Annotated in this window: 11 protein-coding genes; 7 read left to right on the forward strand and 4 right to left on the reverse strand. The window is 56.7% G+C overall.

Annotated features, from left to right (window positions below; all coding sequences use genetic code 11):
• Positions 1-230: 230 nt before the first annotated feature.
• Positions 231-3,296 (forward strand): carbohydrate-binding protein, encoded by a 3,066-nt coding sequence (locus D3P08_RS21510; RefSeq protein ID WP_119602180.1) that lies wholly within the window; start codon positions 231-233, stop codon positions 3,294-3,296.
• A 143-nt stretch (positions 3,297-3,439) separates the two neighbouring features.
• On the opposite strand, the gene D3P08_RS21515 is transcribed toward D3P08_RS21510, so the two are convergent.
• From D3P08_RS21515 to D3P08_RS21525, 3 genes are all read right to left on the reverse strand, one after another.
• Positions 3,440-4,072, reverse strand: a complete 633-nt coding sequence (locus D3P08_RS21515; protein WP_147381837.1) for a hypothetical protein — start codon at positions 4,070-4,072, stop codon at positions 3,440-3,442.
• Between the two features lie 194 nt (positions 4,073-4,266).
• Positions 4,267-6,012 (reverse strand): sensor histidine kinase, encoded by a 1,746-nt coding sequence (locus D3P08_RS21520; protein WP_119602182.1) that lies wholly within the window; start codon positions 6,010-6,012, stop codon positions 4,267-4,269.
• 19 nt (positions 6,013-6,031) lie between these two features.
• The gene (locus tag D3P08_RS21525; RefSeq protein WP_162848563.1) at positions 6,032-7,648 is read right to left on the reverse strand and encodes a response regulator; all 1,617 of its coding nucleotides are present in this window, start codon (positions 7,646-7,648) and stop codon (positions 6,032-6,034) included.
• 212 nt (positions 7,649-7,860) lie between these two features.
• On the opposite strand from D3P08_RS21525, the gene D3P08_RS21530 reads away from it, so the two are divergent.
• The 5 genes from D3P08_RS21530 to D3P08_RS21550 all read left to right on the forward strand — a co-directional run bounded on the left by D3P08_RS21530 (position 7,861) and on the right by D3P08_RS21550 (position 14,140).
• On the forward strand, positions 7,861-8,844 hold the full coding sequence (locus D3P08_RS21530) for an ABC transporter permease (protein WP_119602184.1): 984 nt from the start codon (positions 7,861-7,863) through the stop codon (positions 8,842-8,844).
• A 23-nt stretch (positions 8,845-8,867) separates the two neighbouring features.
• Positions 8,868-9,755 (forward strand): carbohydrate ABC transporter permease, encoded by an 888-nt coding sequence (locus D3P08_RS21535; RefSeq protein WP_119602185.1) that lies wholly within the window; start codon positions 8,868-8,870, stop codon positions 9,753-9,755.
• A 59-nt stretch (positions 9,756-9,814) separates the two neighbouring features.
• The gene (locus D3P08_RS21540) at positions 9,815-11,449 is read left to right on the forward strand and encodes an ABC transporter substrate-binding protein (protein WP_119602186.1); all 1,635 of its coding nucleotides are present in this window, start codon (positions 9,815-9,817) and stop codon (positions 11,447-11,449) included.
• A 112-nt stretch (positions 11,450-11,561) separates the two neighbouring features.
• Complete coding sequence (locus D3P08_RS21545; RefSeq protein WP_119602187.1) at positions 11,562-13,616, forward strand: alpha-galactosidase; 2,055 nt, start codon at positions 11,562-11,564, stop codon at positions 13,614-13,616.
• Between the two features lie 62 nt (positions 13,617-13,678).
• Positions 13,679-14,140, forward strand: coding sequence for a hypothetical protein (locus D3P08_RS21550; protein ID WP_119602188.1), 462 nt, complete (start codon positions 13,679-13,681; stop codon positions 14,138-14,140).
• A gap of 11 nt (positions 14,141-14,151) precedes the next feature.
• Here the strand turns inward: D3P08_RS21550 and D3P08_RS21555 are convergent, their stop codons facing one another.
• Positions 14,152-14,556 carry a VOC family protein gene (locus D3P08_RS21555; protein WP_119602189.1) on the reverse strand — a complete coding sequence of 135 codons (405 nt, stop codon included), beginning with the start codon at positions 14,554-14,556 and terminating at the stop codon, positions 14,152-14,154.
• 161 nt (positions 14,557-14,717) lie between these two features.
• On the opposite strand from D3P08_RS21555, the gene D3P08_RS21560 reads away from it, so the two are divergent.
• Positions 14,718-15,485 carry a MerR family transcriptional regulator gene (locus D3P08_RS21560; protein ID WP_119602190.1) on the forward strand — a complete coding sequence of 256 codons (768 nt, stop codon included), beginning with the start codon at positions 14,718-14,720 and terminating at the stop codon, positions 15,483-15,485.
• Positions 15,486-15,535: the final 50 nt, after the last annotated feature.

The raw sequence follows: 15,535 nt of genomic DNA on the forward strand, positions 1-15,535 counted from the left end.
GCTTTTGTGGTCCTCCAGCGGGTTGCGATTGCTGGCCGCGCATCTTCTTCTTTTACGGACATAGGACAAGAGCGTTTCAAAATTTTTTGCGGCTTTCTTCCATCTTCTGCGGTTTGCCGTATAGTTCGGCGGATATTGGGATTGTTCGCCTCTGCAACCTGGATTACAGTGAAAGTGAAATTGAAAGCGTTTCAATTAAAACGGAGGAACGATAGGGAGGTTAGTCGCGAATGAAAAGGAGCTACAGATTGTGGTCGAGAAAAGGCATGGTCCTCATGCTGGCGTTCATGCTGTTCGTCCTGACGGCGGCGGTGATGCCGGGCCCTTCGGCGGAGAATGCGGGCGGGTCGCTGGCAGAGGCTGCGGAGGGGGAGAATGCACAGGCGGCCGAAGCGATAACGTACGAAGCGGAGTCGCCGGGCAACACGCTTTCCGGCAAAGCCGAAATCAAGGCATGCCAGCCTTCTACCGGCTGTTCGGGCGGCCAGATGGTCGGGGGACTGTGGGGAGGCTCATCGTTAACATTTAACGGCGTTAACGTGACGGAGGCAGGCGTGTACACGATGACCGTTCACTACATATCGGGCGACCCGCGACCGTTTCAACTAACCGTGAACGGAGGCGGTACCGATACGTACAACCCGCCCGCTACGGCGGACTGGGAGACGCTCGGAGCTTATGAGCTTCAGCTGGAGCTCCAAGCCGGGGATAATGCGCTGAAGTTCGATGACGGCGGCGGCTATTCGCCTGACATCGACCGGATTGAGCTTCGTTTGTCCGAACCGGGAGGCGGCGGACCGGGCGAACCGGAAGAAGGCTCGGTCTACGAGGCGGAGTCGTCTGCCAACTTGCTGACGGGTAATGCGTCCATATCCGCCTGCCAGACGGCAACCGGCTGCTCGGGCGGTCTTAAGGTCGGCAATTTGTGGGGCGGGTCCACGCTGCAATTCCGGGAAGTCACGGTAGAGCAGGCAGGCGTGTATACGCTGAGCGTCTATTACCTATCAGGCGATCCGCGCCCGGTATCGATTGCGGTTAACGACGGCGAATCGGAGAACTATGCTTTCCCCAAAACGGCCGATTGGGATACGCTGGGCGTCTTCCGCGTGGAAGTCCTGCTTCAAGAAGGAACAAACGCCATTACGTTTGACGACGACGGCGGCTGGTCTCCGGACATTGATAAAATCGAAGTAGCTGCAAGCGGCGATGGAGGCGAGGATCCGGGCCCTGTCGATAATATCGGACTCATCGGGGATGCTGTCCGTTCGGACAAATTCGGTTCCATCCGCGTGACCGAGCATGAGCAGGGCGCCGTATTCGCGACGTCGAGCTATGCGGTTACGTTCAATACCGAATCCGGTTTATCCGCCATCGCATGGGATGGCAAAACCCTTATCAAAGGCGCGTATGCCAGCGCGCAGCTTGGCGATCAGCTGCTCGACAGCCGTAAATATGACGAGCATCTCTTCAACCTTCGCGACGTTATGCGCATCAAAGACAATCACGGCAAGGGCGTCCGCGTAACAGTGGAGAACCGCTCGGAGGGGCTGCCGGTAATGAAGCAGATTTATCAGCTGTACGAAGATCAGCCGTATTTCCTCATGTCGCAGGAGCTCGTCAGCGAGACGTCCATTCGCTCGAACGATATGGCGCCGTTTGCCGTGCATGCGAAGGGCGGCGTCGATCTCGGCAGCTACGGCGACAACCGCGTCCTGATCACGCCGTTCGACAACGACATGTGGTCGCGCTACCAATCGCGCACGATCAATACGTCGCTCAATAGTGACAATTACATTAGCTCCGAAATGACGGCAGTGTACGACAACGTAAGCCGGAGCGGGCTTATTATCGGCTCCGTCACGCACGATGTATGGAAAACGGGCATTTATTGGAGCGGATCGAACGACCGGCTGAACAAGCTGAAGGTGTACGGCGGTTTTACGTCCGTGACGTCAACGCACGATACGATCGAGCATGGCTACGTAGAAGGGAAGACGCTAAAGTCGCCTCAAATTATGGTCGGCTATTATGACGATTACCGGGATGGGCTTGAAGGATACGGAGAAGCCAACGCCGCTGTCGCTCCTCCGCTTGCCTTCGGCAAAGGCGTGCCGTCCGGCGTGCCGGTCGGCTGGAACAGCTGGGGCGCTTACGACAGCTCGCTCAGCTACGATAAGGTCGTGGCCGTATCCGATTTTTTCAAAGCCAATCTGCAACAAACGTTCAACAACAAAGGCACCGTCTACATCAACATGGACTCGTATTGGGATAACTTGACGGATCAGCAGCTGCGGGATGCGGTGAAGGTGATCCGCAAAAACGGGCAGAAGGCCGGCATCTATTACGGGCCGTTCGTTTATTGGGGCGACAACATGGCGCAGCCGGTCGAAGGAACGAACGGTCAATACACGTACGGAGACATTATTCTTCGCGATGAAGCGGGGAATCCGCTGCCGAAGGTGGACGGCGCATACGCGATTGATCCGACGCACCCGGGCTCGAAGATGCGCGTGGAGCATATTTTCCAGCGGTTCCTGGATTATGGCTTCGAATATATTAAAATCGACTTCCTCAGCCACGGCTCCTTTGAAGGCGTGCATTACGATCCAAACGTCACAACAGGCATTCAGGCGTACAACGAAGGCATGGCGCATATTAACCAGACGTTGAAGGGCCGCATGTTCATCAGCGCCTCGATCGCGCCGCTGTTCCCTAGCCAGTACGCGCATGCGAGACGCATCTCCTGCGACATCGACGGCTCGCTTGCCCGCACGGAATATCAGCTGAACAACTTGACGTACGGCTGGTGGCAGAACGGCACGATCTATCGCTATACCGATCCGGACTATATGACGCTAATCAAAGGCGGCTCCTACAACGCTGCGCAGTCGAGGGTCAACGCGGCGGCCATATCCGGCACCGTCTTCATGAGCTCGGACGATGTGAGCAATCCCGAAGCGCAGGATCTGATGAAGGCGCTGCTCACGAACCGGGACGTAAATGAAATAGCCGTGCTGGGCGAAGCGTTCCGTCCGGTGGAGGGCAATACGGGGACTGCGGCAGCGGACGTATTCGTTCTGCAGCATAAAAAGGATTATTATGTGGCGGTGTTCAATTATGAGCAGGTGCCTGCCTCGAAGACCATCGATCTGACGAGAGCGTTCGGCATTTCAGCCTCCGCGAAAGCCGAGCTGACGGACGTTTGGACGGGATCGAAGACGGAAGCGAAGCAGACGCTTACCGTTGCCCTGGAGGCGGGTCAGTCCAAGCTGTTTAAGGTGAAGGTGAAGAAGTAACGTCAACACATAAACAAACTCCGGCTGCTCGAACCAACGGTTCTTGCAGCCGGAGTTTGTTTTTTTCTGTACGGTGAGACTGTAATGGCGTTTTTCGCCATTACAGCGTGAAGGCCGGCTCGTCGTGCCGCTCTAATGGCGTTTTACGCCATTGCAGCGTGAAGGCCGGCGTGCCGCGCCGCTCTAATGGCGTTTTTCGCCATTGCAGAGTGAAGGCCGGCTCGACGCGCCGCTCTAATGGCGTTTTTCGCCATTGCAGAGTGAAGGCCGGCTCGACGCGCCGCTCTAATGGCGTTTTCCGCCATTGCAGCGCCAAGATTGGCCCACCGCGCCGCTCTAATGGCGCTTTTCGCCATTGCAGGGCCAAGATTGGCCCACCGTGCCGCCCTAATGGCGTTTTTCGCCATTGCAGAGTGAAGGCCGGCGTGCCGCGCCGCTCTAACAGCGTTTTGCGCCATTGCAGAGTGAAGGCCGGCGTGTCGCGCTGCTCTAATGGCGTTTTCCGCCATTGCAGCGTGAAGGCCGGCTCGGACGCGCCGCTCTAATGGCGTTTTGCGCCATTGCAGTGCCAAGATTGGCCCACCGCGCCGCTCTAATGGCGTTTTCCGCCATTGCAGCGTGAAGGCCGGCTCGTCACGCCGCTCTAATGGCGTTTTTCGCCATTGCAGAGTGAAGGCCGGCTCGTCGCACAGCTCTAATGGCGTTTTGCGCCATTGCAGAGTGAAGATTGGCCCACCGCGCCGCTCTAATGGCGTTTTTCGCCATTGCAGTGCCAAGATTGGCCCACCGTGCCGCCCTAATGGCGTTTTTCGCCATTGCAGAGTGAAGGCCGGCGTGCCGCGCTGCTCTAATGGCGTTTTTCGCCATTGCAGAGTGAAGGCCGGCGTGCCGCGCTGCCCCAATGGCATTTTCCGCCATTGCAGTGGGACATACTGTGCAGTAGGCAATGGCATCACACCTACCATAGATGCTACCGCCCCGGAATGCGGATCGTGACGCTGGTGCCGATGCCGAGGCGGCTGTAAATTGAAACGCCGTATGAGTCGCCGTACAGCAGCTTGATCCGGTTGTCCACGTTGCGGATGCCGTAGCCGGACAGCTTGTCGCCGCTTTGCGGCAGCTCCGGCCCGCTCGCCATTCGCATGCCCATGCCGTCGTCGACGACGGAGAGCACGATGTCCTGGCGGTCGCGGCGAGCCCGGATCATAATGTTGATGCCCACCTCATGGTCCCAGATCGCGTGGTTAATACAGTTTTCCACGAACGGCTGCAGCGTCAGCTTCACAATCGGGCAGGGCAGGACGGACTCGTCGATGTCGTAATGGACTCGAAGCAAATTAGCGAACCGCACCTGCTGGATCGAGACGTAATATTGGGTCAGCTGAATTTCTTCGTGGATGGACAAGGTGTTTTTCCCTTTGTTCAGCGATATCCGGTAAAACTTGGCGAGATCGGTGACCATCTTGTTCATGCGCGGATCCGCGTTGCGGATCGCCAGCGACGAGATGGAGGCGAGCGAGTTGTACAAGAAGTGGGGGTTGATCTGCGCTTGCAGGACGTTCAGCTCCGCTTCCCGCTTGTCGATCTCCTTCTTATACACATCCGAGATCAGCGTGCTGAGCCGCTGGGCTAGCCGGCGCAGCGCGTTGCCGACCTGCCCGATCTCATCGCGTCCAAGCGGCCGGATATCCCCTAGCTCAAATTCCTCCTTTTCGATCCGCCGCATCAGACCGACCAGCGACTCGATTCGTTTCGTGAACAGCCGGGCGGCGATATAAATCAGCAGCGCCATGACCGCCATGCTGGCGAGCGCATAAGTAAGGATACGCTTAGCGGCCAGATTCGCCTTGGTCAAGAAGCTGCCGTAGGGAATCAATGACACGCTTTTCCACCCGAACTTGGTCGTATTGTAGACGACAAGGACGCGCTCCCCGTTATAGAGGCTGTCGAACTGGCCCTCCGCCTGATCCGGCAGCGCGCCGGGAATCGGAATCGGCCGGTTCAGCAGCTGCTTGTCTCTGGCGGACATGACCGTTCCCTGCTCGTTCACGATGAGCACCGTCTTGTCCATCGACTCTTTCTCCATTAGCCGGAAGATGTCCGACTCCAGAATGTTGATCGTCAGCACGCCGTAAGGATTGTTCATGCTGTTAATATTCAGCATCCGGGTCAGGGTGAAGACCGCCGGCTGATCCGGCTCGGAAGGGGTGGTGACGAAGCGGACGTTGCCGTAGCTGCCGCTCAGCGATTCATAAGCAAGCGATTCGCGAAAGCGGTTGTCAAGGCGTTTGATGTACATATCGTCTACGGGCAGCGTCTCGTTCGTGCGGTAAATCGTCATCGAATCGATGTCCGGATTCGTTGTCAGCATGTTCGTGAAGGCATTGTTAATGTATTTGTACGCGTCGACGAACAGGGAAGGATCCTTCGAATAATCGTTCGTCAGGTAGGCGCGCAGCGTGCTGTCCAAATATAAGGTAGCGGACAGCTTCGTGTAGGTGTCCAGCTTATTTTCGAGGTTCGTGTTAATTTGGGCGACGCTGGACTTTGTGCTTGCGACCATCTGCGAAGACAGCTCGCCGCGGATTGTCGTATACGAATACAGGACGAAGAAAAGGAGCGGAAGAATGCCGCCCAGCAAAAAGATGACGAACAGCTTCTCGCGCAGCCGCCAATTGTAAAAAGGCTTCACAAGCCAACCGAATACGGTGCCCATTTGTCGACCTCACTCCCGGCTAAAGATGCAGCTTGCGGTATTCGTTCGGCGTGCTCCCTTTATGCTTCTGGAAGACGGAGCAGAAGTACGAGACGTTCTCGTAGCCTACGCGATGGGCGATTTCCCGGACCTTCAAGCTCCTGTCCCGCAGCAGCTCGGAGGCGTGGTTCATCCGGATGCGGGTCAAATAATCGAGTATCGTCTCGCCCGTCTTCTCCTTAAATATCGTCCTCACGTAATTCGGCGACAGATAGACTTCCTTCGCGATATCTTCCACCGTGACCGGCAGGTGGTACTTCTCATCCAGCAGCTTCGCGATTTGGCTTGCCACCGTTTGGTTCCGGTCCTGCTCCCGGTCGCCCGCCGCCCGCAGAAGCTCCATACAGAAACGAAGCGTGTAAGCATGGTAATGAGCTAGAGAGGGCATGGAGGATAGCTCCCGCCAATGATCGGCGAGCAGGTGGCCGCGCTCCGGTCCCGCAAGCAGCGACGCGAAATGCTGCTCCAGCGTAGTCAGCAGCTGGATAACGCCGCGAAGGACGGAGCGGCGCTCCATCCGTCTATTCCGCAAGCCTGAAAACCAGTCGGCGAGAAGATGCTCGGCTCGTTCCGTATCGTGAGATTGAATGGCGGAGATGAGACCCGCGGAAGCAGGCTCCGCCCCCGGATCGGAGACGGATGTTTCCTTCAGCATGCCGGGAACGATGACTGCGCCGGTCTGGCGGTACCATTTCTCCTCGTTGCAGCGCTGGGAGTCCTCGAACGCCTCCTTCAACAGGCGGTAGCCTCTGTACGGGCCTGATAGCCCGACCGTCGCTTCCACCGCCTGCCCCAGTTCAGCAAGCAGTTCCTCGCGAAGCAGCTCCCAATAGGCCGAATCGGTCTGCTGCGTCTTCCCTTGGAACAGGATGAATAACGTATTGATTCCGGTTTCCAGCACGACCTGAGCGTCCAGCCTTTGCGCGAGGATCGGACGCAGCAGCTCCGCCGCCCGCGCGGCAATATCGGAGCCAGAGCTGGAACCGGAGACGGAGCCGGGGCCCGAGGCGGAAGGCATGCCGCCGGCTTCCTGACGTCCTCCGAAAGCCGGCGGCTCGAACGTCCAATAAGCCGCGCTGTAAGGCTGCCCGGCGGAGAAGCCGTCTGCCCGCATCTCCCATTGCCGAATCCACTCCAATTGGCGCTCCGGATTCGGCTCCCGGACGATGCGAAGAAGCAGCTTCTCGAGCAGCCATCCGCCGCCGGCGGACGCGAGCTGCTCATCCTCGCATTTCTTCTTCACTTTGTAGAGCAGCGCGAGCAGCTCCTCCATGTCGATCGGCTTCAGGACGTAACCCGCCGCTTCAATCTGCAGGGCGGACTTTATATATTGGAATTCGTTATGGCCGCTCAAATAAATGATTTTGACGCTTTTGTCGGCTTGCTTCGCCCTGCGCCCGAATTCGAGACCGTCCATGATCGGCATGCGCACATCCGTCACGATGATGTCGGGCTTCAGCTCCTTCATCTTGCCGAGCGCTTCCTTCCCGTTGCGCGCCGTGCCCGCAATCCGAAAGCCGGCCTGCTCCCAAGGCACGTAGTGTTCCATCGTCTCCAGTTCTATCGATTCGTCGTCCACCAGCAGCACGCTGTACATATCGGCACCCGCTTTCGTCATCCGTCTAGATAAGAATTAAAGCGTTTTCTTTTAAGTTTAACGGCAATGCCGTTATTCAACAATGCAGGGTTTGGAAGTGTGTTCATTTCGATTATGAATCGGTAATTTCGGATATATCGAGGGGGGTTCCGCAGGCCTATAATGAGAACACGAGCAAGGCAAGCTAGAGTTCATCCATAGGGGGGCACACGATGATCATAAGACCGAAAGCGCAGCCCGGGGCAAGCGGGCATCCGGCCATTCGCGCATCGAAAGCCGGCCTGATGGTGAGGCTGAAGGAGCAAAGGCTGCTGTACGTGCTGATGCTTCCCGCTATCGCCGCCACCTTGCTGTTCTCCTACGTGCCGATGTTCGGCTTGTACATGGCGTTCATCAATTATTCGCCGGGAGGCGGAGCGTTCTTCCGGCAATTCTTCACGACGGAGTTCGTGGGGCTGCAGTGGTTCGAATATTTCTTCACGAATGGCGACTTCGTCCGGATCATGCGCAATACGCTCGCCCAGAGCTTTCTCTCGCTGCTGTTCGGTTTCCCGCTGCCGATCATCCTGGCGCTGATGATTAATGAAATGCGCAACGGCTGGTTTAAGCGGACGTTCCAAACGGTTTCTTACATGCCGCATTTCATTTCGTGGGTTATAGCAGCGAACATCATCATTACGATGCTTTCTTCGGGCGGCGTCATCAACAACATCTTGACGGGCCTTGGCATCGTCGACGAGCCGATCGCGTTCATGCAGAAGGGGCCGCTGTTCTGGTGGATCATCGCGCTCGGGAACGCGTGGAAGGACATGGGCTTTAACGCGATCATGTATTTGGCCGCAATATCCGCAATCAATCCCGAGCTGTATGAGGTGGCGAAGGTGGATGGAGCGAGCCGGCTGAAGCAGATGCTGCATATTACGCTGCCTTCGATCAAGCCGACCATCATTATTCTTGCCATTCTCGCGGTCGGCGGCATTTTGAACGCGGGCTTCGACCAGCAATATTTGCTCCAAAACAACACGGTGATGGAATATGCCGAAGTCATCGATACGTACACGTACAAATACGGCCTGCAGAACGGGATGTTCTCATATGGCGCAGCTGTCGGCCTATTCAAATCGGCTGTCGCGTTCATCCTCGTCATTACGGTGAACCAGATGGCCAAGCGGATGGAAGAACAATCGCTATTCTAGCGGAAGGGAAGAGGGGAAGCCGAATGGTACGAGACAAAAAAGATGTTCTCTTTATGACCTTCGTGTACGCGTTCATCGTTGCGGTATTCATCATTACGTTCTACCCGTTCTGGAACGTCTTCATCATCTCGCTTAACAGCGCGGAGGACACGCTGCGAGGAAATCTTTACTTATGGCCGCGGGAGTTCAGTCTCGCGAGCTACGCGCAAATATTGAGCGACAGCGAGATATGGACGGCGATTCGGGTGACGGTGCTTCGGACCATTATCGGCACGCCGCTTGCGGTGCTTACGATCAGCATGCTGGCGTATTCGCTCAGCAAGAAGGAACTGGTAGCGGGACGATTCTGGACGCTGTATTTCGTCTTCACAATGTATTTCGGCGGGGGGCTTATCCCGTACTACATGGTGCTCAAAAGCTACAACCTGATCGATAACTTTATGGTGTTCGTCGTGCCCGGCCTCATGAACGTGTTCTACATGATTATCGTCCGAACGTTCATTCAAGGCTTGCCGCAGGAGCTGGACGAATCGGCGAAGATGGACGGCGCGAATTACATGCACATTTTCTTCCGCATCATTCTGCCGCTTACGACGCCTGTGCTTGCCACCATCGGCTTGTTCACGGCGATCGGCCACTGGAACTCTTGGTTCGATTCGTATGTGTTCACGTATAAGCCGGAGCTGAAGACGCTGCAGGCGGTGCTGGTGAAAATATTGAACCAATACCAGACGGGCTCCATGGTCAGCGAAGCGCAGCAAATGGCGAACTCCGCGAAGCGTTTGGCCGTTTCCCCGGACACGATCCGGATGGCGGCGACGATGGTGGCGACGCTGCCGATCATCATGGTGTACCCGTTCCTGCAGAGGTATTTCGTGAAAGGGATGACGCTCGGCGCGGTCAAAAGTTAAGGTTGATCGCGCGGGGCTGCCATATTAGCATGAACATAACGATTAGAGGGGGATTACGTATGCAAGCGAAAAAATGGTTTACGCTTCTGCTTTCGGTCATTATGCTGCTGTCCTTATTATCCGCTTGTTCGTCCGGCAACAACGGCGGGAACGATTCTGCCAACAGCGGCGGACAGACGAACGGCGGCGCGGAAGGAGAGGGGCAGGCTCCGGGCACGGAGCCGATCACGATTACGTTTTTCGATAAAAATACGGGAGACAAATTCGACAACGCTGTAGCGCAGGAAATTACGAAGCGGACCGGCGTTACGATCGAAATTCAGCAGCCGACGGGCAACCCGACCGAGAAGCTGAACCTGATGCTGGCAAGCGACGACCTGCCGGACATGATTATGTTCGACCGTTCGAGCGACTTGGTGACGAAGTATATCGAAGCGGGCTCCATCATTCCGCTGGACGATCTGATTGCCGAACACGGACCCGACGTCCAGACGATGTACGGCGATGTGCTGAACAAAACGCGTCATCGGGACGGCAAAAACTACTATCTCTCCAACTGGTACGGACTTGAGCACGAGCCGGTGTTCGGCTTCAATATGCGCAAGGATATTCTGAAGGAGCTGGCGCCGGATAAAGCGGAGGGCGGCGTTCCGTTCACGCAATCCGAATTCAAGCAGCTGCTGATGGATTTCAAAGCGAAATATCCGCAAATCGACGGCAAAGATACGATCGCGCTGACGATGGACGGCGAAAATTTCGGCGGCACGATGGGGACGTTCAAAGGCATGTTCGGGCTGAAGAACTACTACGAGCATGACGGCGTCCTGCAGTACGATGTGAAGGATCCGAAGTACAAAGAGATGATCCTGTACATGAACGACCTGTTCCGCTCCGGCCTCATGGATACGGAATGGGCGATCAATAAACGCCAAATCTGGGAGCAAAAAATCGCGACCGGCACCATCTTCGCTTCGACCGGCGCCTATTGGGACCTCGGCAACTCCAACACGATATTGAAAAAAGACCGCGGCGAAGAGTCGCAGCTGTTCGCCTACAAGGTCGTCGCCGACGGCGTCGATCCGTCGAAGACAACATATGGCGGACGCAGCTCGCTTGGCTGGGACGCGATTGCCATTACGAAGAAGAACAAAGATCCGGAGCGTACGATGCAGTTCATTAACTTCCTAGCAAGCGAAGAAGGCCAGTATCTGCTCATGTGGGGCATCGAAGGCACGCACTGGGATATGAAGGACGGCAAGCACGTGCCGCGTCCGGAGGTGCTGCAGGGCTTCAAGGACGACTGGACGAACTACACGAAGCAAACGGGCATCCGCAAGTGGACGTGGTTCATCAAGAACGGGCCGGGCGCAGACGGCACGCCGTACGACCTGCCGGGCCGTTACGAACGCTCGCCGATCGACCAGATGGCGATCAAAAACTTGTCCGACTCCGTCTTCGACACCGCCATCTATGACGGACTTGGGCCGGCAGGCGGAACGCCGGAGGCGCTCAGCGAGCAGAAGATCAGCGATATTACGAAGCAGGCAATCACGAAAGCGATTATGGCTCCTACCGCGGAGGAGGCAAGCGCGCTCTTCGATAAAATGCTGGCCGATATGAAAGCCGCGGGCGACGAGAAGGTCGAGAAGATCTACACCGAAAACTACAACGCGCGCAAAGAGCTGTGGCAATAGGATGAGGGCATAGCTTCATAGGGTCAACGAGAGGGGGACCGGGGAAGGCCAGCATTGCTGGCCTTTCTCTCTGAACAGGCATTTTACACTGCAGAAAAGGGAGAGAGGGTTCATGGCGACGATGAGGGGAGCAATCAAGCTGGAGAGCGGGGAGGGAACGTTCTCGGCAGATAATGGTTTCATAAGGGTGACGGCGAACCTGGCGGAAGGAACGCTGGACTTCGTATGGAAGGATGGCCAAGCAATGAACGGTCTGTACGCGGAGGCGCGGTTCGGCTTCGAAGTGCTAAGGACTAGCTGCTATCCCGCGCATGGCGTGTCCGAAGCGTCGGCGGCGGCGATCCGGGACCCGTTCGGAGCGGGAATCGTATTTGTGTTCGAGCATAAGGGGCTTGCGGGAAGACCGGACCTGAAGCAGCGAATCCGTCTATACGAAGGGCAGCCATACGCGCTCGTCGAGCTGGAAGCGGCGCATGATACGGAATGGGAGACGAACGAGCTGACGCCGCTCGCCGCCTATTTGAACGACGGCGCCGTCTTCGATTTCGGCGACGGCTCCAAAGAAGAGATTCGGTCGCTGTTCATCCCTTACGACAATGACAAATGGGTGCGCTTCGGCTCCCATCCGAACCCGGGCAGCGTGCGCAGCTACGAGGTGACGGCGGTGTACCGGACGGAATCGCGCCGCGGCTTCGTGATCGGATCGGTGACGCACGATACGTGGAAGACCGCCATCGAAGTGGAAGGGACGTTCCGCGAAGCGGTCGGCCGGCTTCGCGTCGCGGCGGGCGCGGCCGATCTGCAGACGCGCGATACCATGCCGCATGGCACGCTTAAGGGGAAGGCAATTGCTTCTCCGGTTATTTTCGTCGGGGCATACGAGGACTACCGGGATGGCATGGAGGCGTACGGGCAGGCTAACGCCCTGATTCAGCCGGCGCTTCCTTGGCCCGGAGGGGTCCCGATGGGCTGGAACAGCTGGTCGGCAGTCATGGCCAAGCTGAATTACGAGGTGTATACGCATACGTCGGATTTTTTTGCGGCTGAACTGCAGGGGAACGGCTTTGCCGATGAGGAGGGCAGCTTATACGTCAATTTCGACGCGTTCTCGGACAATTTGACGGTGGAGCAGCTGAAGGACGCGGTCGCGCGGGTGAAGGCGAACGGCCAGAAGCCGGGCACGTATTATACGCCTTTCGCGTTTTGGGGAAGCAACCCGGATACCCCGATCGAAGGGACGGACGGCAAGGTGCTTTACCGGGACATTCTGCTGAAGGACGCGGCGGGCCGGCCGCTGCCGAAGCTGGACGGCGCGTTCCCGATCGATCCTTCCCATCCGGAGGCGATCGCGCGTATTATGCGCAAGCTGGACGATGTCGCAGCGTCGGGCTTCGATTATTTGAAGATGGACTTCCTGGCGCACGGCGCCATGGAGGGACAGCATTTCGATCCGTCCGTCCGTACGGGGATTCAGGCGTACAACCGCGGAATGGCCGCGATCGCGGAGGCGCTTCGTCCGGAACGGCTCGGCCGCCCGTTCCTGATCAATCTGTCGATCGCGCCGCTGTTCCCGCACGGCTACGCGCACAGCCGGCGCATCTCCTGCGACGCGTTCGGCACGATTGACGACACCGAGTACATGCTGAACGCGGTAACGTACGGATGGTGGATCAGCGGCAATCTATACCGGTTCAACGATCCGGATCATGTCGTGCTCTACAAAAGCGACAACCAGAGGGCCACGACCGAGCACGAGGGACGCAGCCGCCTGAACGCGGGCGTTATCGCAGGCACGTCGCTGCTGCTCGGCGACGATTACCGGATGGAGGAAGCGGCAAGGCGCGCGAAGGCCTGGATGACGAACGACACCGTCATGTCGCTTGCCCGGCGGGGCGAATCGTTCCGTCCTGTCGAAGGCGGAAGCGGCACCGGCGGCGAGGACCTGTTCGCGCTGGAGGGTGACGGTGGCCTATATATCGCCGTCTTTAATTTCAGCGTCTCCTCCGCAAAGACGAAAACCATCGCATTCTCCAGGCTTGGCCTTGCGAAGGCGCAGTCCGTCCGCGACTTATGGACAGGGGAAGAATCGGCGCTTGATGACGGCGCGCCGGAATTTGCGGTCCATCTGGAGCCGGGAGAATCCAAACTGTTATTCCTTAGCAGCTAGTCAAGAGCAACCTTCTCTCCCTTCGAACGTCTATTAGGGAAACAGACCGTAGGGGGATGACTATGAACCCGTTTAGGAGACCGTCAGTAGTTGCGGCAGGAGCGCTGTTCCTTCTTCTATGCGCATGCGGATCCGGCGCGGCCGGCAATAACGATAAGCTGTTATCCACCGTGCCCCCGGCAATCTCGGAGAAGCTGGCCAGTCCGAAGCTGACGCATAGAGACGATCTATTCGAGTTGAAGCTGCATATCGATCAAACGATGTTTAAGGCGGATGAGCCGATCGTTTTGTCCGCTTCGCTTACGTATATAGGAGAAGAGGAGAGCATCACGATTTGGGGCTCGAGCAGCGCGAAGGTCGTCTTTACGTTAACGGACGGAAAAAAGTTCAATATGGACGGCGCGGTTACGACGGATTTGGTACCGCTTGAGCTTACTCGCGGAGAAGCATTGGAAATCCCTTTCTCGAAATATGCCACACGCAAAACTCCCACCCATGCCGGATGGGAGTTTTGTTTTCTATAAGGAATGGAGTGTTACTCCGGTTTCTGCTCTGACGTAATCATCCAAAGCACGCCGAACTTATCCCGCAGCTCGCCAAGAAAAAGGCCGAACGGCTGAAACTCAAAAGGATATTTCACCTGGCCGCCTTCCGCTAGATTAGCGAATGCTGTGCGCGCCTCATTTTCGGACTGGAACTCGAGGGAGAGATATACGCCGGTCCCGTGCTGGAGAGGCTCAATTGCGTCAGCCATGAAAATATGGCTGCCTCCCGGTACGGACAAGCATAGATGCATCACTTTATGCTTGTAATCATTCTGCGCGCCCATCGCCTGCTCATGCGTAATAATGGATACGATTTCGCCTCCTAGAGCCTTCGTATAGAACTCCGCCTGCGCTCTTGCGTCCTCCGACATCAGATAAGGCTTTAATGTTCCCATCGTCCAACATCCTTTCTCATTCTAGTTTTGAATTGGCTTGCGTTTAATGTAACATAGCGGCAAGAACGTTATTTCTTATCGATTGCTCAATGCGGCAAAAAAAACTTCTTGACCTTCACGTTACGTCAAGGTGTACCTTTAAGCTGTCAGGAGGGAGACGCATGGAATATACAGTGCAAAAGCTGGGCCGCTTGGCGGGGATCAGCACGAGGACATTGCGGTTTTACGATGAGATCGGGATTCTGAAGCCGGCCAGAATCAACTCGTCGGGGTATCGCATATACGGTCAACCGGAGGTCGACAGGCTGCAGCAAATTATGTTTTACCGGGAGCTGGGCTTCAGTCTGGATCAGATTAAGAGCATTATGACCGACCCCGCGTTCGACGGGCTTCAGGCGCTGCAAACCCATCGCGAACAGCTCCTGGACAGAAAAAAGCAGCTCGAGCTCCTCATTCGAAATGTGGAGAACACGATTGCTTTACATGAAGGGAGAATGACAATGTCGGATGCGCAAAAATTTGAAGGCTTCAAAAAGCAGCTGATCGAAGATAATGAGAAGAAGTACGGAAAAGAGGTTCGCGAGAAATACGGCGATGAGACGGTCGACAAGTCGAACGCCAAACTGATGAACATGACGCAGGAGCAGCATGAGGAGGTTACGCGTCTGAACGAAGAGCTGACTTCCACGCTGGCGGAGGCGTTCAAGCAGGGCGACCCGTCCGGCGAGCTGGCTCAAAAAGCGGCCGATCTGCACAAGCGCTGGCTAATGTTCCATTGGAACGAGTACAGCAAGGAGGCGCATGCGGGTCTCGCCCGGATGTACGTCGACGATGAGCGGTTTACCGCGTATTACGACGAGAAGCAGCCGGGGACGGCGGCGTTTCTGCGGGACGCCATCCTCATTTATACGGGAATGCAAGAGTCATAATGGATAGGCAGGCGGTTCGGGGATATTTTCCCCGGACTGCCTGCTTTATT

This window comes from Paenibacillus nanensis (assembly GCF_003583765.1).
In the GTDB taxonomy this organism is placed as follows: Bacteria; Bacillota; Bacilli; order Paenibacillales; family Paenibacillaceae; genus Pristimantibacillus; species Pristimantibacillus nanensis.

Coding starts and splice junctions, on each gene's coding strand:
- D3P08_RS21510 (WP_119602180.1), top strand. CDS start 231: ATGAAAAGGAGCTACAGATTGTGGTCGAGAAAAGGCATGGTCCTCATG.
- D3P08_RS21520 (WP_119602182.1), bottom strand. CDS start 6,012: ATGGGCACCGTATTCGGTTGGCTTGTGAAGCCTTTTTACAATTGGCGG.
- D3P08_RS21525 (WP_162848563.1), bottom strand. CDS start 7,648: ATGTACAGCGTGCTGCTGGTGGACGACGAATCGATAGAACTGGAGACG.
- D3P08_RS21530 (WP_119602184.1), top strand. CDS start 7,861: ATGATCATAAGACCGAAAGCGCAGCCCGGGGCAAGCGGGCATCCGGCC.
- D3P08_RS21535 (WP_119602185.1), top strand. CDS start 8,868: ATGGTACGAGACAAAAAAGATGTTCTCTTTATGACCTTCGTGTACGCG.
- D3P08_RS21540 (WP_119602186.1), top strand. CDS start 9,815: ATGCAAGCGAAAAAATGGTTTACGCTTCTGCTTTCGGTCATTATGCTG.
- D3P08_RS21545 (WP_119602187.1), top strand. CDS start 11,562: ATGGCGACGATGAGGGGAGCAATCAAGCTGGAGAGCGGGGAGGGAACG.
- D3P08_RS21550 (WP_119602188.1), top strand. CDS start 13,679: ATGAACCCGTTTAGGAGACCGTCAGTAGTTGCGGCAGGAGCGCTGTTC.
- D3P08_RS21555 (WP_119602189.1), bottom strand. CDS start 14,556: ATGGGAACATTAAAGCCTTATCTGATGTCGGAGGACGCAAGAGCGCAG.
- D3P08_RS21560 (WP_119602190.1), top strand. CDS start 14,718: ATGGAATATACAGTGCAAAAGCTGGGCCGCTTGGCGGGGATCAGCACG.